The sequence below is a fragment of the Streptomyces mauvecolor genome (assembly GCF_039532965.1).
In the GTDB taxonomy this organism is placed as follows: Bacteria; Actinomycetota; Actinomycetes; order Streptomycetales; family Streptomycetaceae; genus Streptomyces; species Streptomyces violascens.
This window is the reverse complement of sequence record NZ_BAAASQ010000008.1, coordinates 137,840-163,445: the sequence shown is the minus strand read 5'-3', so window position 1 is coordinate 163,445 and position 25,606 is coordinate 137,840. Positions and strand designations below refer to the sequence as shown.

The 25,606-nt window shown below is 71.0% G+C and carries 20 protein-coding genes; 14 read left to right on the top strand and 6 right to left on the bottom strand.

The annotated features are described in order from the left end of the window. Nucleotides 1-20 precede the first annotated feature (20 nt). The 3 genes from ABD346_RS08600 to ABD346_RS08590 are packed head-to-tail and all read left to right on the top strand — an operon-like array spanning nt 21 to nt 3,388. Nucleotides 21-1,043: an ABC transporter substrate-binding protein gene (locus ABD346_RS08600; protein WP_344373539.1), complete on the top strand. Its 1,023-nt coding sequence runs from the start codon at nt 21-23 to the stop codon at nt 1,041-1,043. Then, entirely contained in the window at nt 1,043-2,251 is a 1,209-nt protein-coding gene (locus ABD346_RS08595) for an LLM class flavin-dependent oxidoreductase (RefSeq protein WP_344373537.1), read from the top strand. Before ABD346_RS08600 ends, ABD346_RS08595 begins: the two co-directional genes overlap by 1 nt. A gap of 51 nt (nt 2,252-2,302) precedes the next feature. Further along, nucleotides 2,303-3,388: an NAD(P)-binding domain-containing protein gene (locus ABD346_RS08590; RefSeq protein ID WP_344373535.1), complete on the top strand. Its 1,086-nt coding sequence runs from the start codon at nt 2,303-2,305 to the stop codon at nt 3,386-3,388. A gap of 32 nt (nt 3,389-3,420) precedes the next feature. Here ABD346_RS08590 and mltG read toward each other — a convergent pair whose 3' ends face one another. After that, nucleotides 3,421-4,251 (bottom strand): endolytic transglycosylase MltG, encoded by an 831-nt coding sequence (gene mltG, locus ABD346_RS08585; RefSeq protein WP_344373533.1) that lies wholly within the window; start codon nt 4,249-4,251, stop codon nt 3,421-3,423. A gap of 114 nt (nt 4,252-4,365) precedes the next feature. Here mltG and ABD346_RS08580 point away from each other — a divergent pair, with 114 nt between their 5' ends. Next, the gene (locus ABD346_RS08580) at nt 4,366-4,566 is read left to right on the top strand and encodes a hypothetical protein (protein WP_344373531.1); all 201 of its coding nucleotides are present in this window, start codon (nt 4,366-4,368) and stop codon (nt 4,564-4,566) included. A gap of 75 nt (nt 4,567-4,641) precedes the next feature. Here the strand turns inward: ABD346_RS08580 and ABD346_RS08575 are convergent, their stop codons facing one another. After that, nucleotides 4,642-6,453, bottom strand: coding sequence for an ABC transporter ATP-binding protein (locus tag ABD346_RS08575; protein WP_344373530.1), 1,812 nt, complete (start codon nt 6,451-6,453; stop codon nt 4,642-4,644). A gap of 117 nt (nt 6,454-6,570) precedes the next feature. On the opposite strand from ABD346_RS08575, the gene ABD346_RS08570 reads away from it, so the two are divergent. From ABD346_RS08570 to ABD346_RS08560, 3 genes are all read left to right on the top strand, one after another. Further along, a complete protein-coding gene (locus ABD346_RS08570) occupies nt 6,571-7,029 on the top strand; it encodes a MarR family winged helix-turn-helix transcriptional regulator (protein ID WP_344373528.1) in 459 nt (152 codons plus the stop codon). A 22-nt stretch (nt 7,030-7,051) separates the two neighbouring features. Next, nucleotides 7,052-10,000 carry an FAD-binding and (Fe-S)-binding domain-containing protein gene (locus tag ABD346_RS08565; RefSeq protein ID WP_344373526.1) on the top strand — a complete coding sequence of 983 codons (2,949 nt, stop codon included), beginning with the start codon at nt 7,052-7,054 and terminating at the stop codon, nt 9,998-10,000. Between the two features lie 272 nt (nt 10,001-10,272). After that, complete coding sequence (locus ABD346_RS08560) at nt 10,273-11,661, top strand: Gfo/Idh/MocA family protein (RefSeq protein WP_344373524.1); 1,389 nt, start codon at nt 10,273-10,275, stop codon at nt 11,659-11,661. Nucleotides 11,662-11,695: 34 nt separating this feature from the next. On the opposite strand, the gene ABD346_RS08555 is transcribed toward ABD346_RS08560, so the two are convergent. After that, nucleotides 11,696-13,303 carry a peptide-N4-asparagine amidase gene (locus ABD346_RS08555; protein WP_344373523.1) on the bottom strand — a complete coding sequence of 536 codons (1,608 nt, stop codon included), beginning with the start codon at nt 13,301-13,303 and terminating at the stop codon, nt 11,696-11,698. A gap of 161 nt (nt 13,304-13,464) precedes the next feature. On the opposite strand from ABD346_RS08555, the gene ABD346_RS08550 reads away from it, so the two are divergent. Then, nucleotides 13,465-15,291 (top strand): ABC transporter transmembrane domain-containing protein, encoded by a 1,827-nt coding sequence (locus tag ABD346_RS08550; RefSeq protein ID WP_344373521.1) that lies wholly within the window; start codon nt 13,465-13,467, stop codon nt 15,289-15,291. Then, the gene (locus ABD346_RS08545; RefSeq protein WP_344373519.1) at nt 15,288-17,069 is read left to right on the top strand and encodes an ABC transporter ATP-binding protein; all 1,782 of its coding nucleotides are present in this window, start codon (nt 15,288-15,290) and stop codon (nt 17,067-17,069) included. The genes ABD346_RS08550 and ABD346_RS08545 overlap by 4 nt, the downstream gene beginning before the upstream one ends. A gap of 229 nt (nt 17,070-17,298) precedes the next feature. On the opposite strand, the gene ABD346_RS08540 is transcribed toward ABD346_RS08545, so the two are convergent. After that, entirely contained in the window at nt 17,299-18,090 is a 792-nt protein-coding gene (locus ABD346_RS08540) for a metal-dependent hydrolase (RefSeq protein ID WP_344373517.1), read from the bottom strand. An 84-nt stretch (nt 18,091-18,174) separates the two neighbouring features. Between ABD346_RS08540 and ABD346_RS08535 the strand changes: the two genes are divergently transcribed. From ABD346_RS08535 to ABD346_RS08525, 3 genes are read left to right on the top strand one after another with little or no spacing between them, the layout of a single operon-like run. Further along, on the top strand, nt 18,175-20,748 hold the full coding sequence (locus ABD346_RS08535; RefSeq protein WP_344373516.1) for a DEAD/DEAH box helicase: 2,574 nt from the start codon (nt 18,175-18,177) through the stop codon (nt 20,746-20,748). 34 nt (nt 20,749-20,782) lie between these two features. Next, entirely contained in the window at nt 20,783-21,664 is an 882-nt protein-coding gene (locus ABD346_RS08530; RefSeq protein ID WP_344373514.1) for an acyl-CoA thioesterase, read from the top strand. 31 nt (nt 21,665-21,695) lie between these two features. After that, nucleotides 21,696-22,184, top strand: coding sequence for a glutathione peroxidase (locus ABD346_RS08525; RefSeq protein WP_344373513.1), 489 nt, complete (start codon nt 21,696-21,698; stop codon nt 22,182-22,184). A 69-nt stretch (nt 22,185-22,253) separates the two neighbouring features. On the opposite strand, the gene ABD346_RS08520 is transcribed toward ABD346_RS08525, so the two are convergent. Beyond that, the gene (locus tag ABD346_RS08520; protein WP_344373512.1) at nt 22,254-22,472 is read right to left on the bottom strand and encodes a hypothetical protein; all 219 of its coding nucleotides are present in this window, start codon (nt 22,470-22,472) and stop codon (nt 22,254-22,256) included. 117 nt (nt 22,473-22,589) lie between these two features. Between ABD346_RS08520 and ABD346_RS08515 the strand changes: the two genes are divergently transcribed. After that, on the top strand, nt 22,590-23,342 hold the full coding sequence (locus ABD346_RS08515) for a TetR/AcrR family transcriptional regulator (RefSeq protein WP_344373510.1): 753 nt from the start codon (nt 22,590-22,592) through the stop codon (nt 23,340-23,342). Here the strand turns inward: ABD346_RS08515 and ABD346_RS08510 are convergent. Further along, a complete protein-coding gene (locus tag ABD346_RS08510) occupies nt 23,339-24,568 on the bottom strand; it encodes an acyl-CoA dehydrogenase family protein (protein ID WP_344373508.1) in 1,230 nt (409 codons plus the stop codon). The two genes, ABD346_RS08515 and ABD346_RS08510, sit on opposite strands and share 4 nt — an antisense overlap. 176 nt (nt 24,569-24,744) lie before the next feature. Here ABD346_RS08510 and ABD346_RS08505 point away from each other — a divergent pair, with 176 nt between their 5' ends. Then, nucleotides 24,745-25,398, top strand: coding sequence for a TetR/AcrR family transcriptional regulator (locus ABD346_RS08505; protein ID WP_344373506.1), 654 nt, complete (start codon nt 24,745-24,747; stop codon nt 25,396-25,398). Nucleotides 25,399-25,606: the final 208 nt, after the last annotated feature.

Below are 25,606 nucleotides of genomic sequence, written 5' to 3'. Positions count from 1 at the left end.
TGCGAAGAAAGCACGTACTCATGCGACGCCACACCCTGCCCGTTCTGCTCCTGCCGCTCACCCTGCTCCTCGCCGCGTGCGGCGGGAACTCGGCCGCCGATACCAAGACCGGGACCTCCGGCAGTGTCACGCTCGACGTCGGTGACCAGAAAGGCGGTTCGCAGGCCATCCTGAAGGCGGCCGGAGAGCTCGACCATCTCGACTACACGATCAAGTGGTCCACGTTCACCTCGGGGCCGCCCCTGCTCGAAGCGGTCAACGCCAAGGCCGTCGACATCGGCGCGGTCGGCAACACGCCGCCGGTGTTCGCCGCGGGCGCCGATTCCAAGATCAAGGTGGTGGCGGCCAGCCACGGCTCGTCCGCCGGTGAGGCGATCCTCGTGCCCGAGGACTCCCCGCTGAAGCAGCCCTCGGACCTCAGGGGCAAGTCGATCGCCGTGGCCCAGGGGAGCTCCGCCCACTACCAGTTGCTGGCCACGCTGAAGAAGGCCGGGCTCGGCATCGGTGACGTCAGGCTCAGCTATCTCCAGCCCGCCGACGCGCTCGCCGCGTTCAACCGCGGCAAGGTCGACGCATGGGCGGTGTGGGACCCGTACACCTCGCAGGTCCTCGGCTCGAAGAAGGGGCGCGTGCTCGCGACCGGCGAGGGGGTCGTCAACGGCCTCGGGTTCCAGGTCGCGGCGCCCGCCGCGCTGGGCGACCCGGCGAAGGCGAAGGCCATCGGGGACTACGTCCAGCGCCTCAACCGCGCCCAGGACTGGGTCTTCAAGCACCCCGAGGCGTGGGCCAAGGTCTGGTCGAAGGAGACCGGGCTCCCCTACTCCGTGGCGCTCGACTCGGTGAAGCGCAGCAACGGCACCCGCGTCCCGGTGGCCGTGGACGATGCCGCGATCGCCTCGGAGCAGCAGATCGCCGACACCTTCGCCGACCTGAAGCTGATTCCGCGCCGCTTCTCCTTCAAGGACTACGTCGACACCCGCTTCAACGGCTCGCTCCCCGCCTCCACCACCGCGCCCCGCTCGTACGGAAAGGCCTCCTCCTGATGACCGTCCATCTGCACTGGTTCCTGCCCACCGGCGGCGACGGCCGGACCCTGGTCGACCGGCACGCCTACACCGACGGCGGCATCAAGCGCTCACGGATCACTCCGGTCACCGGGGTGCGCGCGCCCGACATCGAGTATCTGGCCCAAATCGCCAAAGCGGCCGAGCAGTTGGGGTTCGAAGCGGTCCTGACGCCGACGGGGACCTGGTGCGAGGACGCCTGGCTGACGACGGCCGCGCTCGCCCAGCACACCGAGCGGCTGAAGTTCCTGGTCGCCTTCCGGCCCGGCGTGATCTCCCCCGTCCTCGCCGCGCAGATGGCGGCCACCTATCAGCGCATCACCCGCGGCCGGCTGCTGCTCAACGTGGTGACCGGCGGCGACTCGACCGAGCAGCGCCGCTTCGGCGACCACCTGGACCACGACCGGCGCTATGCACGGACCTCGGAGTTCCTGTCCGTCGTACGGGGTGTCTGGCGCGGGAAGCCGTACGACTTCGACGGCGAGCACTACCAGGTGGAGGGCGGGCTGACCGCGCTGCCGCCGGATCCGCTGCCGGAGATCTTCTTCGGCGGCTCGTCGGCGGCGGCCGGACCGGTGGCCGCCGACCATGCGGATGTGTATCTGACCTGGGGCGAGCCGCCCGCGCAGGTGAAGCAGAAGATCGACTGGATCCGGGGGCTCGCGGAGGAGCGGGGGCGCACCGTCCGGTTCGGCATCCGCCTGCACACCATCTCGCGTGATGCGTCGCGCGAGGCGTGGGCGACGGCCGACCGGCTGCTCGGCGACCTCGATGCCGAGACGATCGCGGCGGCCCAACAGGCGCTCGGCAAGAGCGAGTCGGTGGGCCAGCAGCGGATGCTCGCCCTGCACGGCGGCTCGCGGGCCGACCTGGAGATCTCGCCGAATCTGTGGGCGGGCGTGGGGCTCGTCCGGGGCGGCGCGGGCACGGCGCTGGTCGGCAGCCATGCGGAGGTGGCCGACCGGATCGAGGAATACCACGACCTCGGCATCGAGCACTTCGTGCTCTCCGGCTATCCGCATCTGGAGGAGGCGTACTGGTTCGGCGAGGGCGTGACGCCCGAGCTCGCCGCGCGCGGTCTGCTGCCGAGGATCCCGGCTTCGCCGCTGCTCGGGGTGCCCGCGGAGAACGGGCGTCCGGCCTCCGCGCCGGGCGGGGCGCCGCTCCTGGTGGGTGGCGGGCGCTGAGCGGGCCTCGGCCACGGGAAGATCCCCGCACCTCGCGCGGTTAGTAGAACCGTGAACGACTTCGGGGTGCGAGACGTGGACGTGGTGGTCATAGGCGCCGGGCAGGCGGGCCTGTCCGGCGCCTACCACCTGCGGCGGGCGGGCCTGGAGCCCGACCGCGACTTCGTGGTGCTCGACCACGCGCCGCGACCGGGCGGTGCCTGGCAGTTCCGCTGGCCCTCGCTCACCTACGCCAAGGTGCACGGCATGCACGCGCTGCCCGGCATGGAGCTGACGGGGGCCGCCGCGGACCGCCCCTCCTCGGAGGTCATCGGCGGGTATTTCGGCGCGTACGAGGACGCCTTCGACCTGCGGGTGCACCGGCCCGTCGATGTCGGCGCCGTACGGGAGGGCGAAGGAGGGCGGCTGCTCGTCGAGACCTCCTCGGAGGGCGGCTATGCGACGCGTGCACTGATCAATGCCACCGGGACCTGGGATCGGCCGTTCTGGCCGCGCTATCCGGGCCAGGAGACGTTCCGGGGACGGCAGGTGCACACGGCGAACTATCCGGGCCCCGGCGCTTTCGCGGGACAGCGGGTCGTCGTGGTCGGCGGCGGGGCGTCGGGCACCCAGCATCTGATGGAGATCGCCGAGGTCGCGGCGGACACGACGTGGGTGACGCGCCGGCCGCCGGTGTTCCGCGAGGGCCCGTTCGACGAGGAGGCCGGACGTGAGGCCGTGGCGATGGTCGAGGAGCGGGTACGGCTCGGGCTGCCGCCGAGGAGCGTGGTGTCGGTGACGGGGCTGCCGCTGAACGACGCCGTCCGGGCGGCGCGCGCCAAGGGCGTCCTGGACCGCGTTGCGATGTTCGACCGGATCACCGAGCGCGGGGTGGCCTGGAACGACGGGCGGACCGTCGAGGCCGACGTCATCCTCTGGGCGACCGGGTTCCGCCCGGTCGTCGACCATCTCGCCCCGCTGCGGCTGCGCGAGCCGGGCGGCGGCATCCGCCTCGAGGGCACGAGGGCGGCCCGGGACGAACGCGTCCACCTGGTCGGCTACGGCCCCTCGGCATCGACGATCGGTGCGAACCGGGCCGGGCGGGCGGCGGTGCGCGAGATCAAACGGCTGCTCGACCGGAATCCGGTCGGGGTGTAGCCGGCCCGCCCGGAGGGCGGGCGCCATCCGGCTCAGCCCGCCTTGGCCGCCTTCTTCTGCTTCTCGTTGAACTCCCCCACATTCAGCTGCTGTTGGGCATAGCTGTCGGTGAAGCGGGTGTCGCCGGGGGCCACGGTCACGAAGTAGAGCCAGTTGCCCGGAGTCGGGTTCAGGGCTGCGCTCATCGCATGCCGGCCCGGATTTCCGATGGGGGTCGGCGGCAGGCCCTTGTGACGGTAGGTGTTGTACGGGCTGTTGGTCCTGGTCTCGGACGCCGTAGTAATCAGCGTCGAGCGGTTGAGCGCGTAGTTCAGGGTCGAGTCCATCTGGAGCGGCATGCCGAGGGCCAGGCGGTTGCGGATGACGCGCGCGACCTTGCCCATGTCGGCCGGGGTTTCGGCCTCGGCCTGCACGATTCCGGCGATGGTCACCATCTGATACGGCGTCAGCCTGCTGCGCCGGGCGCCCGCACTGGCCCGCTCCTGCCCGAACTGCTGGTTGGCGGTCTCGACCATGTAGGCCAGCAGTCCGCCCGGGGTCGTGTCGTCCGTGATCGGGTACGTCGCCGGGTACAGGTAGCCCTCGGGGTTTCCCTTGGCCTCGGCCGGAAGCTTGAGGTGCGTCTTCGCGGCGGCCGCCTTCGTGGTGCCGGGCGGCAGATCGAGACTCTTGTCGACGGCCGCGTACACCTGACTCGCCCGCCACCCCTCCGGCACGACCAGCGTCCGGGCCGGGGCGCCAGTGTCCCGCAGCAGCAGGAAGAGCGCCACAGCGTTCACCATGAGCAGCGCGAGCGCCAGCAGGAGGAGCAGTCGGCCACGCCGGGACAGCCCGGCCCGTCGACGGTACGAGGTCTCACTCATGGCGGCACGCTACCTCCACATATAAGACAAATCAGACATTCGCCAGTGGTCGACACGCAACGCGCCCAACCTTGGGGAACACACGAACAGGGGATCGGTTGTTCGCTGGTACGCGTGATCGTCACGGCATTCGTTGCTCAACTCCCTTGCGGCGACGGATGCTTGAGAGGCGCAAGCGACGGGCTGCAGACCGACGCTGCGCAGTCCCACAGCGGCATCTGTCCGATGCCCACCGCACAAGGAGAAAGCACCACCATGAACCTGATTACTGGCCTGCTCGCCGGCGTCCTCCACTTCATCGGCTGGCTCGTCTGACGATCGTCACGCCCGGCGCCGTCGCTCCCCGTCCCACGGGAGCGGCGGCGTCGCCGTGTGCGGGGACACCGGGGCTCAGCGCGTGACCGGGGCCAGCTCGGCGTCCCTGCGGACCAGGGCCGCGTATCTGCCGTCCTGGTCGAGCAGTTCCTCATGGGTGCCGCGCTCGGCGATCAGGCCGCCGTCGAGGACGACGATCTGGTCCGCGTCGCGCACGGTGGAAAGGCGGTGGGCGATGGTGATCGTGGTGCGGCCCTCGGAGAGCGCGTCGATGGCCTGCTGGACGGCGTGTTCGGTACGGGTGTCGAGCGCGCTGGTCGCCTCGTCGAGGATGAGGACGGGCGGGTCGCGCAGGATCGTGCGGGCGATGGCCAGGCGCTGTTTCTCGCCGCCGGAGAACCGGTAGCCGCGCTCGCCGACCAGGGTGTCGTAGCCGTCGGGCAGCGAGGCTATGTGGTCGTGGATCTGGGCCGCGCGGGCGGCCTCCTCCAGCTCCTCGTCGGTGGCCTCCGGCTTGGCGAAGCGGAGGTTCTCGGCGACCGAGGCGTGGAAGAGGTACGTCTCCTGGGAGACCACGCCGACCGAGCGGGCCAGGCTGTCGAAGTCCAGCTCGCGCACGTCGACGCCGTCGAGGGTGACGCGGCCGCCCGTCACGTCGTACAGGCGCGGCACCAGGTAGCTGAGGGTGGACTTGCCGGAGCCGGTGGGGCCGACCACGGCGAGGCTGCCCCCGGCGGGCACGGTCAGGTCGATGCCGGAGAGGGTCGGCCGCTCCTGCTTGTCGTCGTAGTGGAAGTCGACGCCTTCGAAGCGGACGGCGCCGCGCGCCTTGGTCAGGCGCACCGGCTCGTCAGGTTCGGTGATGTCCACCGGCAGGTCGAGGTATTCGAAGATCCGCTGGAAGAGGGCGAGCGAGGTCTGCATCTGGACGCCCGTGGACAGCAGGCTCACGGCGGGCCGGAACAGGCCCTGCTGGAGCGAGACGAAGGCGACCAGGGTGCCGATGGAGACGGAGGGGCCGCCGGTGTCCAGGGCCATGCCGGCCGCCCAGTAGATGACGGCGGGCATGGCGGCCATGACGATGCCGATGGTGGACATGCGCCAGCGGCCGGCCATGTTGGAGCGGACTTCGAGGTCGACGAGACGCTCGGACTCGGCGGCGAAGGACTTGGTCAGCGAGTCGGCCCGGCCCATGGTGCGACCGAGCAGGATGCCGCTCACCGACAGCGATTCGGTGACCTCGGCGGCCATGGCGGCCATCTGCTTCTGGCGCTGGGTGGTGATCTTCTTGCGTTCGCGGCCGACCCGGCGGCTGATCCACACGAACACCGGCAGCAGGAGCAGCGACACGAGCGTCAGGCGCCAGTCGAGCGCGAGCATCGCGACGACGGAGGCGACGACAGCCGTGAGGTTGGAGACCAGCGAGGTGGCGGTGGAGGTGACGGTCGCCTGCATGCCTCCGATGTCGTTGGCGATGCGGGACTGCACCTCGCCGGTGCGCGTCCGGGTGAAGAAGGCGAGCGGCATCCGCTGGAGCTGGGCGTAGACCGCGGTGCGCAGGTCGTGCATGACGCGCTGGCCGACGGTGGTGCTGATGAGCGTCTGCAGCACGCCGAACACGCTGTTCACGACAGCGGTGGCGATCATGCCGAGGGCGAGCAGGCTCAGCAGGCCCGTGCGGTTCTGCGGGATGGCCACGTCGAGGATCTCGCGCAGCAGGAACGGCGAGGCGACCGAGACGAGCGAGGACGCCGCGACGAGAAGGCCGACGATCGCGAGCCTGCCGCGGTAGGGGCGGAACAGGCCGAGGATGCGGCGGATCTGGGCCGGCTCTTGCGGGCCGGCGCCGCGGGGCGGGGGTGTCCAGGTGGATTGTTCGGGGCGCATGGGCTCCTTCGACAGGGTGTGAGGGCGTCCGCCCGAAGGCGGAACGGCGATGACTTCGGGAGCATAGCTCATTGTTACCTATACTCACAATGAACGGGGTCCTGTTATTGTTCCCGTATGCAGCCACACATTTCCCGGGCCCCCGACGCCGACGGCCTGCTGGCCGAGCAGTTGCTGCGGCTGACCCGCCGACTGCACCGGATCCAGAAGCAGCACCTGGAGCCGGTAGGCATCACGCCCGCGCAGTCCCGGCTGCTGCGCACGGTCGCGCACTGGAACGAGCCGCCGCGCATGGCCGACCTGGCCGCCCGCCTCGAAGTGGTCCCGCGCGCCGTGACCACGCTGGTCGACGCGCTGGAGGAGAGCGGGAACGTGCGCCGGGTGCCGGATCCGACCAATCGCCGGGTGATCCGCATCGAGCTCACGGACGCGGGCCGCGCCACGCTGCGGGCCCTGCGCAGCGCGCGCCGGGGCGCCGCGGAGGAGATCCTGGCTCCATTGACCGCCGGCCAGCGCGAGGTGCTCGGCGGACTTCTTACGGCTCTGGTGGACGGATCTCCGGAGCGCCGCTGCTGACGGACCCGAGGAGGCCGTGGCCATGCCACTCCTTGAGCCAGATCCGCGAAGCCTCCGCCCGCGAGGACGCCGCGAGCCGTCGCCCGACCGGGTCCCCGACCGCCTGGCGGCCGGCACTCCCGAGCCGCTGCGCTCGGAGCTGATCGCGCTGCTCGGCGCGGACAAGGTGTGCTGGAAGGTCTCCGACCTCGTACGGTACGCCTCGGACGCCAGCCCGTACCGCTTCGTCCCGCAGGTGGTCGTCGTCGCCGAGGACATCGACGACGTCTCCGCGGTCCTGTCGTACGCGCACGGCAGGGGCCGCGAAGTCGTCTTCCGGGCGGCGGGCACCAGCCTGAACGGTCAGGCGCAGGGCGAGGACATCCTGATCGACGTGCGCCGGCACTGGGCGGGGGTCGAGGTGCTCGACGACGGGCTGCGGGCGCGTGTGCTTCCGGGGACCACCGTCGTCCGCGCCAATGCCGCGCTCGCCCGGCACGGCCGGGTGCTCGGGCCCGATCCGGCCAGTGCGATCGCCTGCACGGTCGGCGGGGTCGTCGCCAACAACGCCTCGGGCATGACGGCGGGCACCACCCGCAACTCGTACCGCACCGTCTCCTCGCTCACCTTCGTACTGCCGAGCGGCACGGTCGTCGATACCGGCGATCCGACGGCCGACGAGGACCTCGCGCATGCCGAACCCCGGCTCTGCGAGGGCCTGTTGGCCCTCAAGGCGGAGATCGAGGCGGACGCGGAGCTGACCGCCCGGATCCGCGCCAAGTACGCGATCAAGAACACCAACGGCTACCGCCTGGACGCGTTCCTCGACGGGGCGACGCCCGTCGAGATCCTGCGCGGGCTGATGGTCGGCTCCGAGGGCACCTTCGGCTTCATCTCCGAGGTCGTCTTCGACACGCTGCCGCTGGACCGCCTGGTGTCCACGGCGCTGCTCTTCTTCCCCTCACTGCCCGCCGCGGCGGCGGCCGTGCCGCTGTTCAACGAGGCGGGCGCGATCGCCGTCGAGCTGATGGACGGCAATACGCTGCGGGCCTCCGTCCGTGTCAAGGGGGTTCCCGCCGACTGGGCCGGGCTCCCCAAGGACACCACCGCGCTCCTGGTGGAGTTCCGGGCGCCCCACGCGGCGGCCCAGGATGCGTACGAGCGGGCGGCCACGGAGGTGATGGCCGGGCTCGACCTCGTCGCGCCCGTCGCCTCGGTGACCAACGAACTCACCCGGGACGCGCGAACGATCGCCGGGTACTGGAAGGCCCGCAAGGCGTTCGTGACCGCGGTCGGCGGCTCCCGGCCCTCCGGCACGACGCTGATCACGGAGGACTTCGCGGTACCGCCCTCCAGCCTCTCCGAGGCCTGTGCGGCGCTGCTCGGACTCCAGGCCCGGCACGGTTTCGACGCGGCCGTCGCCGGCCACGCCGCGCACGGCAACCTGCACTTCCTGCTCGCCTTCGACGCGTCGAAGCCGACCGATGTCGAGCGGTACGCGGCGTTCATGGACGAGTTCTGCCGCCTCACGGTGGAGCGCTTCGACGGGTCGCTCAAGGCCGAGCACGCCACGGGCCGCAACATCGCGCCGTTCCTGGAGCTGGAGTGGGGGCCGAAGGCGACCGAGCTGATGTGGCGGACCAAGCACGTCATCGATCCCGACGGAGTGTTGGCGCCGCGCATCGTGCTCGACCACGACCCGCAGGCGCACCTTCGAGGCCTCAAGACCATCCCGAAGGTGGAGCTGATCGCCGATCCGTGCATCGAGTGCGGCTTCTGCGAGCCGACCTGCCCCAGCCGCGATCTCACCACCACACCCCGCCAACGGATCGTGCTGCGGCGGGAGTTGATGCGCCAGGCGGACGGCTCCCCGGTGGCGGCCGGGCTGCTCGACTCGTACGGCTACGACGCGGTCGACACCTGCGCAGGCGACTCCACCTGCGCCCTGGACTGTCCGGTCGGCATCGACACGGGCGCCCTGATGAAGGAGTTCCGGCACCGGCGGCACAGCCCGCGCGAGGAGCGCGTCGCGGCGCTCGCCGCCCGTCATTTCAAGGCGGTCGAGGCCTCCGCGCGCCTCGCCGTCGCGGCGGCGGACAAGGTCGGCGACCGGATTCTGGAGCGGGCGACCGGCCTCGCCCGGCGGGCCGTGCGCCCCGATCTCGTACCGGAGTGGCTTCCCCAGATCCCGGGCGCGGCCCCTGCCTCGCTCCCCCGCACCCAGCGGGTCGGCGCCTCTGCCGTGTACTACCCGGCCTGCGTCAACCGCATCTTCGGCGAACCCGAGGGCTTCCGCGGGCCCTCGCTCGCCCAGGCCCTGGTGGCCGTGTCCGAGCGGGCCGGGCGGCCGGTGTGGATTCCGGACGACGTGGCGGGCACCTGCTGCGCCACGATCTGGCACTCCAAGGGGTACGTCGAGGGCAACGCGGTGATGGCCAACCGCATCGTCCAGGCCGCGTGGGGCTGGACCGCCGGGGGTCTGCTCCCGCTGGTCGTCGACGCGTCGTCGTGCACGCTCGGCATCGCGCACGAGGTGGTGCCGTATCTCACCGACGACAACCGGGAGTTGCACGATGAGCTGAAGGTGGTCGACTCCGTGGTGTGGGCCGCGCAGGAGTTGCTTCCGCACCTCACGATTCTGCGCACGGCGCGGTCTGCCGTCCTCCATCCGACCTGCTCCATGCGGCACTTGGACGACGAGGCGTCGTTGCGGGCCGTCGCCTCGGCCTGCGCGGAGGAGGTCGTCGTGCCGGACGATGCGGGATGCTGCGGGTTTGCGGGAGACCGGGGGATGTTGCATCCCGAGCTGACCGCTTCGGCCACGGCGCGAGAGGCGGCTGAGGTCGGTGCGCTCCCCTACGAGGCGCATCTGTCGGCCAATCGGATGTGTGAGGTGGGGTTGGAGCGGGGTACGGGGCGGCGGTATTACTCGGTGATCCTTGAGCTCGAGCGGGCGACTCGACCGGGACCGGAGTATGTGAGGCGGAGCTAGGCGCGAGCGCGGGGCGCCGGGGCAGGGTTCGGCTGCGGGTCGTCCGTGGCCGGTCGCGCCCACGCGGCGGAGCCGCACAGTGTCACAGCCCCGCGCCCATGGAGGGCGCCCAGTACTGCATCGGGGCCCCGCAAAGCCCTTCTCCGCACCCCGACACGCGCACCCGCCCTCTTGCGCATCGCACACCTCACCCACCAAGGTCGCTACCTGGGTTCGGTAAAGGTCTCACAAACGTCAGCCCATGGGATTCCTGTCTCTCACCAGGAGGTTCGATGAACGACGCGGTGCCGGAGCAGCACGAGGTCAGTCGGCGGTCCGTTCTGGGGGCCGCGGGGGCCGCCGGGGCCGGGCTCGCTTTCGGGGCCGCACCCGCCGCAGCCGAGGAGGTTGCCGCGCAGGAACCCCGGCGCCAGGGCGGGACCATGATCGGGGTGCCTTTTCAGCGGCGTTCGGCCGTGCGGGTCGCGCTGATCGGGCTCGGCAATCGGGGCGGGGCGATGATCGACCTCTATCTCGCCGTGCCCGGCGTCAAGGTGGTGGCGTTGTGCGATCCGGTGAGGGCGAAGGCCGAGCGGGCCGCTGCCAAGGTCGTGGCCGCGGGGCAGCCGGCGCCGGCCGTCTACGTGCATGGCGACCACGACTACGAGCAGCTGTTCCGGCGCGGCGACATCGACTTCGCGCATGTCGCCACCCCCTGGGACTCGCACTTCGAGATCGCCAAGTCGGCGCTCCTGAACGGGGTTCACGTCGGCGTGGAGTGCCCCGTCGCGCTCCAGCTGGACCAGCTGTGGGACCTGGTGAACCTCTCCGAGCGCACCCGCAGGCACTGCATGCAGCTGGAGAACTGCTGTTACGGCCGCAACGAGATGCGGGTGCTGCGCATGGCGCACGCCGGGAAGTTCGGGGATCTGCTGCACGGCGCGGGCGCGTACAACCACGATCTGCGGGGCCTGATGTTCGACCCCGCGTACTACGAGGGCCCCTGGCGCAGGCTCTGGCACACCCGGCTGCGCGGCGACCTCTACCCCAACCACGGCTTCGGCCCGGTCGCCAACTACATGGACCTCAACCGGGGCGACCGCGCGGTCAGCATCGTCAGCGTCGGCTCGCCCTCGCTCGGCCTGGCCCAGTACCGGGCCGCCAACATGCCTGTGGGCGACCCGAGTTGGAAGGAGACGTACATCGAGAGCGATCGCACGATCAGCCTCGTGCAGACCGCCCGGGGCCGGGTGATCCGCCTGGAGCACGACGTCTCGACGCCGCATCCGTACAGCCGGATCAACAGCCTCGGCGGCACCAAAGGGCTCTTCGAGGACTACCCGGAGCGGATCTACATCGAGCCGGACCACAAGAACGACGAGTGGGGCGACTTCTCGAAGTACGCCGAGTGGGACCACTGGCTGTGGAAGGAGCACGCCGATCCGCCGGGCGGGCACGGCGGGATGGACTACATGCTGGTGTTCCGCCTCATGCAGTGCATGCGGCTGGGTCTCGTGCCCGACTTCGACGTGTACGACGCGGCGACGTGGACGTCTCCGGTCCCGCTGAGCAATCTGTCGATCAAGCAGCGCGGCCTGCCGCAGCGGATTCCCGACTTCACCCGCGGTGAGTGGAAGAAGTCCCGCCCCGGGATGGACTCCGCAAAGCCCGTAGAAGCGTGAGGCAGGGTGCCCCCGGCCCGGGGGCACCCGCGTTTCAGCAGTGCCGGACGTCCTCCGTCAGGGTGCCCTGGGCCGTTTTCAGGCTCCGGTCGTAGCAGCCGTCCGAGCCGTACAGACGGTAGCGCTCGGCGGAGGTGCCCACCGCGTGGCGCTGCTCGCGCGGCACGTTCATCGTCCAGGACGCGTCACCCCGATAGGTGTCGTCGAGGTGCGAGAAAGCAGTGGGGCGCGCGCCGCGCAGGGTGACGGCGTCCGCGCGGTCGCCGAGGGTGATGACGGTGCGCAGCCGGTTGTCCGCGGCGATGGTCGTCGTGCCGTCCATCGTGTAGGTCCGATTGTTCCGGGCGGTCACGGCGGGGCCCCGGCCATCCGTCGTCACGCTCTCGTCGTCGTGCCAGCTCCCCTTCAGCGCGTCGGTGTTCTCGCCCTCGGTCCAGCGGTGCACCGATTCGGCCGACACCGAGCGGGCCACCGTCGTGGTGACGCGGCCGTGCGAGGTGTCGAGGTAGCCGGCCGTGGTGAGCCGGTGGCTACTGCTCGCGTCGAGGCGCAGCTCCGGCGAACCAGGCTTGTACGTCGTCGAGTTGACCGGCTTCGTCTCGTCGTGCCGGGTCAGCGCGCCGGTGACGACCTTGCTGCCCTTGTCCTGCCAGATGAGCAGGTTCGTCGGAGTGGACCAGCCCGCCTGCCCGGCCGGGACCCCGGCGACGGACACCTCGACCTGATGCGGGCGGCCGTCATTCAGCAGCGCCGCGTACGGCGTCAGGTCGTACTCGACGGGCTTCACGTCGAAGGCGCGGGGCGCGGGGACGACGTACCAGAGGAAGGGGTTGGACCAGCCGCCCGTCCATACGGTGGGGAATGGCGCTGCTATTCCGGCGAGCTGGCCGTCGACCCTGACCTGCACCTCCCGGTTCGGCCCGGCGGGCGCCTTGCAGGAGTACGCGGCGGGGTCGGGGGCGGCGAGGTACCAGAACTCCTCGCAGCCGCCGCCCGAGCCGGTCGCGTACACCTCGGCGACGACGCGTTCGGCGTTGCGCGGGGTGGTGACCTGCGGGGTGTCCAGCGGGAGCACCTTGTCGGGGGTCGCGGCGGGCGCGGTGCGGCCCTCGGCAGCGTAGAAGGTGAGCGTCACCTTGACGTCGATGACACCCGTGTAAGTGTCGTCGACGGTGTTGCCGATGAGCATCTCGACGGGCTGCGCGGCGCGGAAGGTGTCGCTGTAGCGCGTGACGTCCTTCTCGACGTTCCAGGCGATGCCGTCCACCGAGGGCTCCGGCGTCGAGGTGCGCAGCACTTCCACGCCGCCGACGTGGAGATAGCCGAGGCGGTCGTACTGGCGCCCCTTGACCTTGCCGTCGAGGCGCAGCACCACCTTGCTCCAGCGGTCCCCGCAGCCCTGGGGAGGCGCGTAACTCCCCTTGTAGGGCGTGTAGTCGCGGAACTGGACTTCCGCCAGGGTGACTTGGCAGGACTTGGTGTGCGGGGTCGCCACCGGCGGCGCCGCGGTCAGCGGGTCGTGCCAGTCGGTGCCGAACTCGGCGGGCGGGGTGTCGGCAGCGGCGGCCGGGCCCGCGCCGAGCAGCAGACCGGCGGCCAGGGTGAGGCCGCCGAGCATGGACATGATCCTTCGTCGTCTCATGGGTCAGGAGTGAAGCGCGAGCGCGGCCGGGACGCCAGACCCGAGGGCCGGACCATGGCGGGTTCTGGGCCCCAACGCGGAAAAATCGATTGAAATCCGTAAGTGAAAAGGGCGAACCTTGCACGGCTCCAGCCACTCGATGCAAGGAATCCCGGGACGTCATGCAGATTCGCGATCTTCCCTTTACGGATCCAGGCGAACCGGACGTCCGCTCGGGTCCCCGCTTCCTCTACTGGCTGGGCCGCAATCAGCTCGGCGGCCAGCTCAAGTCCCTCGCCTGGGGGCTGCTCCACCAGTGCGGCATCGCCGGACTGCCGCTGACCGTCGGCCTGGCCGTACAGGCGGCCGTCGACCGCTCGGGCAACCGGCTCGCGCTGGCGGCGGCGCTCAACGTGCTGCTCGGCGTGGCCATCGCGGTCGGCGAGATGATGCTGCACCGCACCGCGGTCACCAACTGGATCACCGCGGCCGCCCGGGTGCAGCAGCTGCTCGCGCGCAAGACCGCCGAGCTCGGCTCGGTGCTCACGCGCCGGGTCGCGGCGGGCGAAGTGGTGGCGGTATCGACAGGCGACGTGGAGAAAATCGGATGGTTCGTGGAGGCGCTCTCGCGCTTCGCGGCGGCCGCCGCCGCACTCGTGATCATCTGTGTCGGTCTGCTCATCTACCAGCCCGCGCTCGGCATCGTCGTCGCGATCGGCGTGCCCGTACTGGCCCTGGCCGTCCTGCCGTTGCTGCCGCGCGCCACCAGGCGCGCGGACGTCCAGCGCGAAAAGGCGGGCCGGGCGACGGAGTTGGCGTCCGACACGGTCGCCGGCCTGCGCGTGCTGCGCGGCATCGGCGGCGAGGACCTGTTCCTCGGCCGCTACCGCGAGGCCTCCCAGGAGGTCCGCCGGGCCGCGGTGCACAGCGCCCGCATGTGGTCGCTGATCTCGGCGGTCCAGGTGCTCCTTCCCGGACTCCTGCTCATCACGGTCGTCCTGTACGGCGCGCGTCTGGCGCTCGACGGACGGATCGCGGTGGGTGAGCTGGTCACCGTGTACAGCGCGGTGACGCTGATGCTGTACCCGTTGCAGCACTTCGAGGAGATCGCGATGGCGTACTCGTTCTCGCGGCCCTCCGCGAAGCGGGCGGCGCGGGTGCTCGCGATCCAGCGGGTCACCGACCCGGCCGGGACGGACACGGGGGTGCCGTCCGGGCCGGAGCGGGCTCTGCCGTCCGGTGACCTGTACGACCCGGCGACCGGATTGCTCGCCCCCGAGGGCCGGTTCACGGCCGTGGTGTGCGGCGATCCGGACGCGGCGGGGCGGCTCGCGGACCGGCTCGGCGGACATGCCGCGGAGTCGGACGGGCTGGCGTCGGTGCTGCTCGGCGGGGTGGCGCTCGACGGTCTCGCGCTGGACAGCGCCCGCACCGTCGTCCTGGTCCAGGACAAGGATCCGGTGCTGCTCTCGGGCACGCTGCGCGAGCTGCTCGACGTGCCCTCGTCCGGGCAGGTCGAGGCGGCGGAGGCGCTGGCGGCGGCACAGTGCGGTGACGTACTGGAGGCGCTCGCGCAGGCGTCGGTCGACGACGGCCAGGACCCGATGGGCACCCGGATCACCGAGCGCGGCCGGTCCCTCTCGGGCGGGCAGCGTCAACGCCTCGCCCTGGCACGCTCGTTGGTGGCCGACCCCGAGGTCCTGGTGCTCGACGAGCCGACCTCGGCCGTCGACTCGCACACCGAGGCGCGGGTCGCGGACGGCATCAAGCGGCTGCGGGCGGGGCGGACGACGGTCGTGTTCACGTCGTCGCCGCTGCTGCTCGACCTGGCCGAGCGGATCGTGTTCGTGCACGACGGCGAGGTCGCGTCGGTCGGCGTGCACCGCGAACTGGTGCACACCGACGCCCGCTACCGAGCGGTCGTCACCCGCGAGACGGACGAGGAAGAGTCGAAGACGATGGCGCAGGCGGCGTCACGGGCCATGGAGAAAGTGGAGGAGTCGGCATGATCGGCGTGGCAGCACCGGAGTACGACCCGGCGGCCCCGCAGTCGGCCACCACCCTGCCGGTCGGCACCCCGGCGACGGTGCGTTCGTACGTGAGGGAACTCATGCGGCGCCACCGCAGGGCGTTCTCGGTCCTGGTCGGAGTGAACGCGGTCGCCGTGCTCGCCTCCATGGTCGGCCCGTACCTCCTCGGCGGCGTCGTGGAGGACCTCTCGCAGGGGTCCCGCGACCTTCACCTCGGCCGCGTGGCAGCCCTGTTCACGGCCGCGCTGATCGTCCAGACGGTGTTCGTGCGGATGGTGCGGCTGCGCGGCGGGATGCTCGGCGAGGAGATGCTGGCGGATCTGCGCGAGGACTTCCTGGTGCGGTCGGTCGGGCTGCCGCCGAGCGTGCTCGAACGGGCCGGTACGGGCGACCTGTTGTCCCGGATCACCACGGACATCGACCGCCTGGCCAACGCGATGCGCGAGGCCGTGCCGCAGCTGGCGATCGGCGTGGTGTGGGCGGCCCTGCTGCTCGGCGCGCTCGGGATCACGGCCCCGCCGCTGGCGCTCGCGGTGCTGATCGCGCTGCCGGTCCTGATCGTGGGCTGCCGCTGGTACTTCCGGCGGGCGCCCGCCGCCTACCGCTCGGAGGCCGCCGGTTACGCGGCGGTCGCCGCCGCGCTGACCGAGACGGTCGACGCGGGCCGCACGGTCGAGGCACACCGCCTCGGCGCCCGCCGGATCGCGCTCTCGGACCAGCGGGTCAAGGAGTGGACGGCATGGGAGCGGTACACGCTGTGGCTGCGCACGGTGCTCTTCCCCGTGGTCAGCGTCAGCCACATGACGATCATGGTGTCGGTGCTGACGATCGGCGGGGTGTTCGTCCTCAAGGACTGGATCACGGTCGGCCAGCTCACCACGGGCGCGCTGCTCGCCCAGATGCTGGTCGAGCCGGTCGGGCTCATCCTGCGCTGGTACGACGAGCTCCAGGTGGCCCAGGTGTCGATCGGGCGCCTGGTCGGCGTGCGGGACATCGAGCCCGACGCGGGTGACGCCGGGGTGCGCCCCGACGGGCGGCACGTCGATGCGGACGAGGTCCGCTTCGGCTACCGCGAGGGCGTGGACGTGCTGCACGAGGTGTCGCTGTCGGTGGCCCCGGGCACCCGGGTCGCCCTGGTCGGGCCGTCCGGGGCGGGCAAGTCGACGCTCGGCCGGCTGCTGGCCGGGATCTACTCGCCGCGCGAGGGCCGCGTCACGCTTGGCGATGCCGAGCTGTCACGGATGCCGGCGGAGCGGGTGCGCGAGCATGTCGCGCTGGTCAACCAGGAGCACCACGTGTTCGTGGGCTCGCTGCGGGACAACCTGCTGCTCGCCCGCACGGGCGCCGACGACGCCGAGCTGTGGGCGGCGCTCGGGGCGGTCGACGCGGACGGCTGGGCGCGGGCGCTCGACGACGGCCTCGGTACGGAGGTCGGCTCGGGCGGCCTGTCCCTGACCCCGGCGCAGGCCCAGCAGATTGCGCTGGCCCGGCTGGTCCTTGCGGACCCGCACACGCTGGTCCTGGACGAGGCGACCTCGCTCCTGGACCCGCGGGCGGCCCGCCACCTGGAACGCTCACTGGCCCGCGTCCTGGACGGCCGCACGGTGGTGGCGATCGCCCACCGGCTGCACACCGCCCACGACGCGGACGTCATCGCGGTGGTCGAGGGCGGCCGGATCAGCGAGCTGGGCAGCCATGACGAGCTGGTCGCGGCGGATGGCGCGTACGCGGCGCTGTGGCGCTCCTGGCATGGATGACCCTGCGGGGGCTCGGCACTCCGGTGCTGGGCCCCTGGCCCCGGTTCGTCGTTGAGCGCGGGTGTGGCATTTCAGCCCGTCATGGGGTCCCCCTGGCCCTTGAGGCCTTGGGGGAGTTTGAGGACGAGCGCCCTTAAGGCGCGAACGGGGTCTGGGGCGGAGCCCCAGGAAACCCTGCTTCGCCCCTTCACCAACCCCCGGCGGGTCTAGGGAGGGGGCGGGGTGGGGGTCAAATGAAGTTCAGCGCCCCCGCCGCCCCTATCCCGCCCAGCACCATGAACGCCGGCATCAGGACCTTCAGCTCCACCCAGCTGCCGGCACGGAAGCGCATGCCCTTCGGCGGGCCGATGGGGTGCCACCGCTTGCGGCCCAGCGGGATGGGCCACAGGATCGGGCAGCCCGAGACCGTCAGGGCGTCGCCGATGTCGTGGACGAGCGCGCCGAGCACGATCGGCAGACCCAGCCACAGGTACTCCTGGCCCGCCCCGCTGAACAGCCAGTCCGAGCCGTTGCCGGGCTGGTCGAGCACACCCGCCAGGATCCACGCGCTGGTGGCCCCGAGCGCCCACACCAGCACGTCGCTGGAGACCCGGGCGGCCCGCCACAGCAGGCCTTCCACCGCGAGGACGAGGTGCACGAAGAGGATCGCGAGGACCGCCCAGCGCCCGCCGAACACCGCCGCCGCCGAGGCGCCCGCCCCGATCAGGACGGCCCACAGCCAGGTGTGGGTGAGCGTGCGGTGGCCGCCGTTGCGGCGCGGGTCGCCGGGGCCGCGGGTCGCCTTGTAGACGGCGTGCGACAGCTCGTCGACGATGCCGCACAGGCCGCGGGACACCGGCCCGAAGGCGCGCGAGATGGTCGCCGACTTGTGATCGAGGTCGGGCGCGAGGGCCGCACCCGCCGTGATCAGGGCGCCCACGACGAGCACCGGCCACGGCATGGGATGTCCGGCGGCGGCCGCTGCCGCGCCCACCCCGAGCCAGGCCGCGGCCCCCGACAGTGAGTGAGCTGGTCCCATCATGGCCGTGCCCCGCCCCATTCCTCTTGCTCATGAGCTCAGTTGACGGCCTGTCCGGGGACGGGCCGAGCTGGCAGCCTACCTGCGATGATCTTCATGCCGACGGCCGGTTCCCGCTTCCGGTCCCGAGCCAGGCAAGATGGGGTCGTGACCCTTATCGATCAGCTGCCGCCGAGTGCCGACCCCGATGCCCTTTTCGAGGCCTTCTCCACCTGGGCCGAGGACCAGGGCATCAACCTGTACCCGGCCCAGGAGGAGGCGCTGATCGAGGTCGTGTCCGGGGCCAACGTGATCCTTTCCACCCCGACCGGCTCAGGAAAGAGCCTGGTGGCGGCGGGTGCGCACTTCGCGGCACTGGCTCGGGACGAGGTGACGTTCTACACCGCGCCGATCAAGGCGCTGGTCTCGGAGAAGTTCTTCGACCTGTGCAAGCTCTTCGGCACCGAGAACGTCGGCATGCTGACCGGTGACGCCTCCGTCAACGCGGACGCGCCCGTCATCTGCTGCACCGCCGAGGTGCTCGCCTCGATCGCGCTGCGCGACGGCAAGCACGCCGACATCGGCCAGGTCGTGATGGACGAGTTCCACTTCTACGCCGAGGCCGACCGCGGCTGGGCCTGGCAGATCCCGATCCTGGAACTCCCCCAGGCGCAGTTCGTCCTGATGTCGGCCACCCTCGGCGACGTCGCGATGTTCGAGAAGGACCTCACCCGCCGCACCGGCCGCGAGACCGCGGTGGTCCGCTCCGCGACGCGGCCCGTGCCGCTCTCGTACGAGTACGTGACGACGCCCATCACCGAGACGCTGACCGAGCTGCTCGAAACCCGGCAGTCACCGGTCTACATCGTGCACTTCACTCAGGCGCAGGCGGTCGAGCGGGCGCAGTCGCTCATGTCGATCAACATGTGTACCCGCGAGGAGAAGGACAAGATCGCCGACCTGATCGGCAACTTCCGCTTCACCACCAAGTTCGGCCAGAACCTGTCCCGTTACGTCCGCCACGGCATCGGCGTGCATCACGCAGGCATGCTGCCCAAGTACCGCCGCCTGGTCGAGAAGCTCGCGCAGGCGGGCCTGTTGAAGGTCATCTGCGGCACGGACACCCTCGGCGTCGGCGTCAACGTGCCGATCCGTACGGTCCTGTTCACCGCGCTCACCAAGTACGACGGCAACCGCGTACGCACCCTGCGCGCCCGTGAGTTCCACCAGATCGCGGGCCGCGCCGGGCGGGCCGGGTTCGACACCGCCGGGTTCGTGGTGGCCCAGGCGCCCGAGCACGTCATCGAGAACGAGAAGGCGCTCGCCAAGGCCGGCGACGACCCGAAGAAGCGCCGCAAGGTGGTCCGCAAGAAGGCCCCCGAGGGCTTCGTGGCCTGGTCGGACACCACCTTCGAGAAGCTGATCGGCTCCGATCCGGAGCCGCTGACCTCCCGCTTCCGGGTCACCAACATCATGCTGCTCTCGGTGATCGCCCGGCCGGGCAACGCCTTCGAGGCGATGCGGCACCTCCTGGAGGACAACCACGAGCCGCGCAAGGCGCAGCTGCGGCACATCCGGCGGGCCATCGCGATCTACCGCTCGCTGCTCGACGGCGGCGTGGTGGAGCAGCTGGACACCCCCGACGCCGAGGGCCGCACGATCCGGCTCACCGTCGACCTCCAGCAGGACTTCGCGCTGAACCAGCCGCTGTCGACGTTCGCGCTCGCCGCCTTCGACCTCCTGGACCCGGAGTCGCCGTCGTACGCGCTCGACATGGTCTCCGTCGTCGAGTCGACCCTGGACGACCCGCGGCAGATCCTCGCCGCGATGCAGAACAAGGCACGCGGAGAGGCCGTCGGCCAGATGAAGGCGGACGGCGTCGAGTACGAGGAGCGCATGGAGCGGCTCCAGGACATCTCGTACCCGAAGCCGCTGGAGGAGCTCCTGTGGCACGCGTACAACGTCTACAAGAAGTCGCACCCGTGGGTCGGCGACCACCCGGTCTCGCCGAAGTCCGTCATCCGTGACATGTACGAACGGGCGCTCACCTTCACGGAGTTCACCTCCTGGTACGAGCTGGCGCGCACCGAGGGCATCGTCCTGCGCTATCTGGCGAGCGCGTACAAGGCGCTCGACCACACCATCCCGGACGACCTGAAGACCGAGGACCTCGAAGACCTCATCGCCTGGCTCGGCGAGATGGTCCGCCAGGTGGACTCCTCGCTCCTGGACGAGTGGGAGCAGCTCGCCAACCCGGAGATCCAGACGGCCGAGGAGGCCCAGGAGAAGGCCGACGAGGTCAAGCCGGTCACGGCCAACGCCCGCGCCTTCCGTGTGCTCGTGCGCAACGCCATGTTCCGCCGGGTCGAGCTGGCGGCCCTGGACAACGTCGACGCGCTGGGCGAGCTGGACGCGGAGGCCGGCTGGGACGCGGACGCGTGGGGCGAGGCGATGGACAAGTACTGGGACGAGTACGACGACCTCGGCACCGGTCCCGACGCGCGCGGGCCCAAGCTCCTCGCGATCGAGGAGGACACGGCGCACGGGCTGTGGCGCGTCCGCCAGACGTTCGCCGACCCGAACGGCGACCATGGCTGGGGCATCAGCGCGGAGGTCGATCTGGCGGCCTCCGACGAAGAGGGCCGCGCGGTGGTGCGCGTCACCGACGTCGGCGAGCTCTGACCGCGCCCCCTTCTGCGAGAGGACTGCGACGAACATGACCAACCCTGCGGAGAGACTCGTCGACCTGCTCGACCTGGAGCGGATCGAGGTCGACATCTTCCGTGGCCGCAGCCCCGAGGAGTCCCTCCAGCGGGTCTTCGGCGGGCAGGTCGCGGGCCAGGCCCTGGTCGCGGCCGGGCGCACCACGGACGGCGAGCGCCCGGTGCATTCGCTGCACGCGTACTTCCTGCGCCCGGGGCGCCCCGGCGTGCCGATCGTCTACCAGGTGGAGCGGGTGCGCGACGGGCGTTCCTTCACCACCCGGCGGGTCACGGCCGTCCAGCAGGGCCGCACGATCTTCAACCTCACCGCGTCCTTCCACCGGCCGGAGCACGGCAGCATCGAGCACCAGCTCCCGCCGCGCCTCGACTTCCCCGAGCCCGAGTCGCTGCCCACGGTCACCGAGGAGATCCGCGAGCACCTGGGCGCCCTTCCCGAGGCGCTGGAGCGGATGGCGCGCCGCCAGCCGTTCGACATCCGGTACGTGGACCGGCTGCGCTGGACGGCCGAGGAGATCAAGGGCGCGGATCCGCGCAGCGCGGTCTGGATGCGCGCGGTCGGCCCGCTGGGCGACGACCCGCTGGTGCACACCTGCGCGCTGACGTACGCGAGCGACATGACGCTCCTGGACGCGGTGCGCATCCCGGTCGAACCGCTGTGGGGGCCGCGCGGCTTCGACATGGCCTCGCTCGATCACGCGATGTGGTTCCACCGCCCGTTCCGCGCCGACGAGTGGTTCCTGTACGACCAGGAGTCCCCGGTCTCGACGGGCGGCCGGGGCCTGGCCCGCGGCCGGATCTACAACCGCGAGGGCGAACTGCTGGTGTCGGTGGTCCAAGAGGGCCTCTTCCGTCCTCTGGCCACCCCCGCCGACTGATCAACTCACCTTATTCCAGAAGGAGTTACCGATGAGCCTGTACGACATCCCGCTGCGCACCCTGACCGGCGAGCCGACTTCCCTCGCCGACTACGAGGGCCGCGCCGTGCTCCTGGTGAACGTGGCGTCCAAGTGCGGTCTGACCCCGCAGTACGCGGGCCTTGAGCGCCTCCAGAAGGAGTACGGCGACCGCGGTCTGACGGTGCTCGGCGTGCCGTGCAACCAGTTCGGAGGCCAGGAGCCCGGCACCGCCGAGGAGATCGGCACGTTCTGCTCGGCGACGTACGGCGTGACCTTCCCGCTCCTGGAGAAGACCGACGTGAACGGCGCCGGCCGGCACCCGCTGTACGCGGAGCTGACGAAGACCACGGACGCCGACGGCGAGGCCGGCGACATCCAGTGGAACTTCGAGAAGTTCCTGCTCTCCCCGCAGGGCGAGGTGGCCGCCCGGATCCGCCCCCGCACGGAGCCGGACGCCCCCGAGGTCGTCGCCCTCATCGAGGCCAACCTCCCTGCCTGACCGGGCAGTTGACGCCAAGGCGCTCCCCCCTCCTGTGAGGGCGGGGCGCCTTTCGCGTGTCCGGGCCGGTCACCGGCGGCCGAGCGCCTTGGCATGCGTATGGGACCAGCTCGTGAGGATCGCTCCAGCGGCGATCACGACCGCGTACACGCAGAGCAGGGCCCAGAACCCGGCGGGCAGCCAGCCCAGCAGTCCGCGGTTGTCGTGGTCGATGAGCAGCCGGATCGCACCCTGCGTGAACAGGGCCATCATGATCGCGCCGACGATCTGCAACACGTCGTACTTCATGGTTCCTCTCCCGTCGGAATCCCTCACCCGTTGATACGAACGTACCAGTGCGAATGTGGTTAACCCCTGGCCAGAAGCGCCTTACGTCACACCAATTTCCCACCTATAGTCAGGATCGTGCGTGACGAAAAGGAAGCCCGCTGCGAGGTGTGCGGTACAGGTCTGGGGCCGGCGGGGCGCGGGCGTCCGGCCCGCTACTGCTCGCGGAGCTGTCAGGCGCGGGCGTACCGCGCCCGCAAGCGGCCACCGCTGCCCGAGCCGGAGCCGCAGGAGCCCGAGGACCGGGAGGGGCGGCGGCGGGAGATCGCCGGGGCAGTGTGGCGCATCGCGGCCGGGCGGGGTCTGCACGAGGCGAGCATGCGCGAGATCGCGGCCGAGGCGGGCGTCTCGCTGCGCTCGGTCCAGTACCACTTCGGGAGCAAGCACCAACTCCTCGTCGGCGCGCTGAAGTTGCTGCATGCGGACAACGAACGGCGGGCCCGCGAGCGCGTCGACCACGACCCGGACGATCCGCGCGCGCTGCTCAACGCGATTCTGGAGGAGTGCCTGCCGCTCGACGAGGAGCGGCGCTTCGGGCTGCGGGTCCTCTCCGCGTACTACTCCCGCAGCCTCACCGATCCCGCGCTCGCGGCGGTGTTCCTGAGCGCCGAGCATCCGCTGGAGGATCTGGTGGCGTGGATCATCGGGCAGGCGCAGGAGAGTGGCGCCTGCCGGCCCGGGCTCGACGCGCGGCACGAGGCCGATCTGCTGGTGTCGGGGGCCGTGGGGCTCGGCGGGGACATGCTGCACGGGCGGCGCGGCGCGGTCGAGGTGACAGCCGCCCTGGGCTATCACCTCGACCGGATCTTCAAGCCGCGCGCCGAGGGCTAGCGGATCGGCATGCCCGAGAGGGTGCGGGCGATGACCAGGCGCTGGATCTCGCTCGTGCCCTCAAAAATGGTGTAAATAGCCGCATCCCTGTGCATGCGCTCCACCGGGTACTCGCGCGTGAAGCCGTTGCCGCCGAGGATCTGGATCGCCTGGGCGGTGACCTTCTTGGCCGTCTCGCTGGCGTACAGCTTGGACATCGAGCCCTCGGCCGACTCGAACTTCTTGCCCGTCGTCGCCATCCAGGACGCGCGCCACACCAGCAGGCGGGCCGCGTCGATCTGGGTGCGCATGTCGGCGAGCTGGAAGGCGATGCCCTGGTTGTCGATGATCGGGCGGCCGAACTGCTCGCGGGTCTTGGCGTATTCGAGCGCGTAGTCGTACGCGGCCCGTGCGGTGCCGACCGCCATCGCGCCGACGGCCGGACGGGAGGCCTCGAAGGTGGCCATCGCGGCGTTCTTCACGCGCTCCCCGCCACCGGCCTTCGCCTTCTCGCGGGCCCGGGCGAGCCGCTCGTCGAGCTTCTCCTTGCCGCCGAGCAGGCAGTGGCCGGGGACACGGACGTCCTCAAGGACCACCTCGGCGGTGTGCGAGGCACGGATGCCGTGCTTCTTGAACTTCTGACCCTGCGTCAGGCCCGGGGTGCCCGGCGGCACGATGAAGGAGGCGTGGCCCTTGGAGCCGAGTCCGGCGTCGACGACCGCGACGACGACGTGGACATTGGCGATGCCGCCGTTGGTCGCCCACGTCTTGGTGCCGTTCAGGACCCACTCGTCCTTGGCCGCGTCGTACACGGCCCGGGTGCGCATCGAGGCGACATCGGAGCCCGCGTCCGGCTCGGAGGAGCAGAAGGCGGCGACCTTGACATCGGTCACGTCGCCGTACATCTGCGGGATCCAGGTGCCGATCTGCTCCTCGGTACCGTTGGCGAGCACGCCGACGGCGGCAAGTCCCGTGCCGACGATGGAGAGCGCTATACCCGCATCGCCCCAGAAAAGCTCCTCCATGGCGACCGGGATGCCGAGGCCGCTCGGGTCGAAGAACTGCTGCGCATAGAAGTCGAGGGAGTAGATTCCCACCTTGGCCGCTTCCTGGATCACCGGCCAGGGGGTCTCCTCGCGCTCGTCCCACTCGGCGGCCGCGGGGCGGATCACATCCTTGGCGAACCCGTGCAGCCAGTCACGGACCTGCTTCTGATCATCGTTGAGATCCATCGTGAACTCGGCCATGTCCCCTCCACCACTCCAAGCGTTACTTGCGGTAACCGAAGTCTGTTACCGACGGGTAGCCCATGTCAACCGACCACCGGCCGCCCAGCGCCGCGGCCGGGCGGAGTGTTACGTTGCGCAAGGCTTTCGAAAGATGGAACCCACGGAACATGCAGTACGGGCGGGGAGAAGAACCCATGGAGACCACACAGCAGGCCGAACAGCAGCGAACGGCGGCGGAGCGCCGGCGGCGCGAACTGCTGGAGGCGGCGGACCGGGTGGTGCTCCGGGACGGCCCGAAGGCCTCCATGAACGCGATCGCGGCGGAGGCGGGCATCACCAAGCCCATCCTCTACCGGCACTTCGGCGACAAGGGCGGGCTCTACCGGGCGCTCGCCAAGCGCCACACCGACGCCCTGCTCTCCGCGCTCCGCGCCGCGCTCGACGCGCCGGCCGAGCGGCGCGAGCGGGTCGAGGCGACGCTGGAGACCTATCTGACGGCCATCGAGGCGCGGCCCCAGGTGTACCGGTTCCTGATGCACCCCGCCGAGGACACTCCGGCGCCGGAGTCCGAGCAGGGCTTCGACGTGGGCCGGCACTCCGCGCCGCTGCTTCGCCGCATGGGCGAGGATCTGGGTGTGGTGATCGCCGAGCGGATCGATCTCGGGCCGGGCAGCGAGGTGCTCGCGCGGGTGTGGGGGCACGGGATCGTCGGCATGATGCATGCGGCGGGTGACTGGTGGCTGGGCGAACGCCCGTGCTCCCGCGGGGAGTTGGTGCGGGCCCTGGCCGACCTCTTGTGGGGGCGGCTGGCCGCGGCGGGCGACAGGGTGGGCGGGCCCAGCTTCTGATTCCCGGCCCCTTCCCGAAACCCGCCGGGGGTGAAAGGTGCTGGGGCTCCGCCCCAGACCCCGTATCGCGCCTTGAGGGAGCTCGTCCTCATGCGCCGGACGGGCTAGGGGTGGGCTGATGTCCGTCATAGCCTCACGGGCTGGAGATGCCGATGCGGGCCGGCACCGATCCCGCTGGGGGCCCGGGGAACTGCGCGACCAGCCACGC

What these genes read in the sequence shown, in the direction of transcription:
- ABD346_RS08505 (WP_344373506.1), top strand. Translation starts at nt 24,745, where the DNA reads ATGGAGACCACACAGCAGGCCGAACAGCAGCGAACGGCGGCGGAGCGC.
- mltG (WP_344373533.1), bottom strand. Translation starts at nt 4,251, where the DNA reads ATGAGTGAGACCTCGTACCGTCGACGGGCCGGGCTGTCCCGGCGTGGC.
- ABD346_RS08600 (WP_344373539.1), top strand. Translation starts at nt 21, where the DNA reads ATGCGACGCCACACCCTGCCCGTTCTGCTCCTGCCGCTCACCCTGCTC.
- ABD346_RS08565 (WP_344373526.1), top strand. Translation starts at nt 7,052, where the DNA reads ATGCCACTCCTTGAGCCAGATCCGCGAAGCCTCCGCCCGCGAGGACGC.
- ABD346_RS08560 (WP_344373524.1), top strand. Translation starts at nt 10,273, where the DNA reads ATGAACGACGCGGTGCCGGAGCAGCACGAGGTCAGTCGGCGGTCCGTT.
- ABD346_RS08525 (WP_344373513.1), top strand. Translation starts at nt 21,696, where the DNA reads ATGAGCCTGTACGACATCCCGCTGCGCACCCTGACCGGCGAGCCGACT.
- ABD346_RS08520 (WP_344373512.1), bottom strand. Translation starts at nt 22,472, where the DNA reads ATGAAGTACGACGTGTTGCAGATCGTCGGCGCGATCATGATGGCCCTG.
- ABD346_RS08545 (WP_344373519.1), top strand. Translation starts at nt 15,288, where the DNA reads ATGATCGGCGTGGCAGCACCGGAGTACGACCCGGCGGCCCCGCAGTCG.
- ABD346_RS08535 (WP_344373516.1), top strand. Translation starts at nt 18,175, where the DNA reads ATGATCTTCATGCCGACGGCCGGTTCCCGCTTCCGGTCCCGAGCCAGG.
- ABD346_RS08555 (WP_344373523.1), bottom strand. Translation starts at nt 13,303, where the DNA reads ATGAGACGACGAAGGATCATGTCCATGCTCGGCGGCCTCACCCTGGCC.
- ABD346_RS08595 (WP_344373537.1), top strand. Translation starts at nt 1,043, where the DNA reads ATGACCGTCCATCTGCACTGGTTCCTGCCCACCGGCGGCGACGGCCGG.
- ABD346_RS08540 (WP_344373517.1), bottom strand. Translation starts at nt 18,090, where the DNA reads ATGATGGGACCAGCTCACTCACTGTCGGGGGCCGCGGCCTGGCTCGGG.
- ABD346_RS08570 (WP_344373528.1), top strand. Translation starts at nt 6,571, where the DNA reads ATGCAGCCACACATTTCCCGGGCCCCCGACGCCGACGGCCTGCTGGCC.
- ABD346_RS08510 (WP_344373508.1), bottom strand. Translation starts at nt 24,568, where the DNA reads ATGGCCGAGTTCACGATGGATCTCAACGATGATCAGAAGCAGGTCCGT.
- ABD346_RS08550 (WP_344373521.1), top strand. Translation starts at nt 13,465, where the DNA reads ATGCAGATTCGCGATCTTCCCTTTACGGATCCAGGCGAACCGGACGTC.
- ABD346_RS08575 (WP_344373530.1), bottom strand. Translation starts at nt 6,453, where the DNA reads ATGCGCCCCGAACAATCCACCTGGACACCCCCGCCCCGCGGCGCCGGC.
- ABD346_RS08530 (WP_344373514.1), top strand. Translation starts at nt 20,783, where the DNA reads ATGACCAACCCTGCGGAGAGACTCGTCGACCTGCTCGACCTGGAGCGG.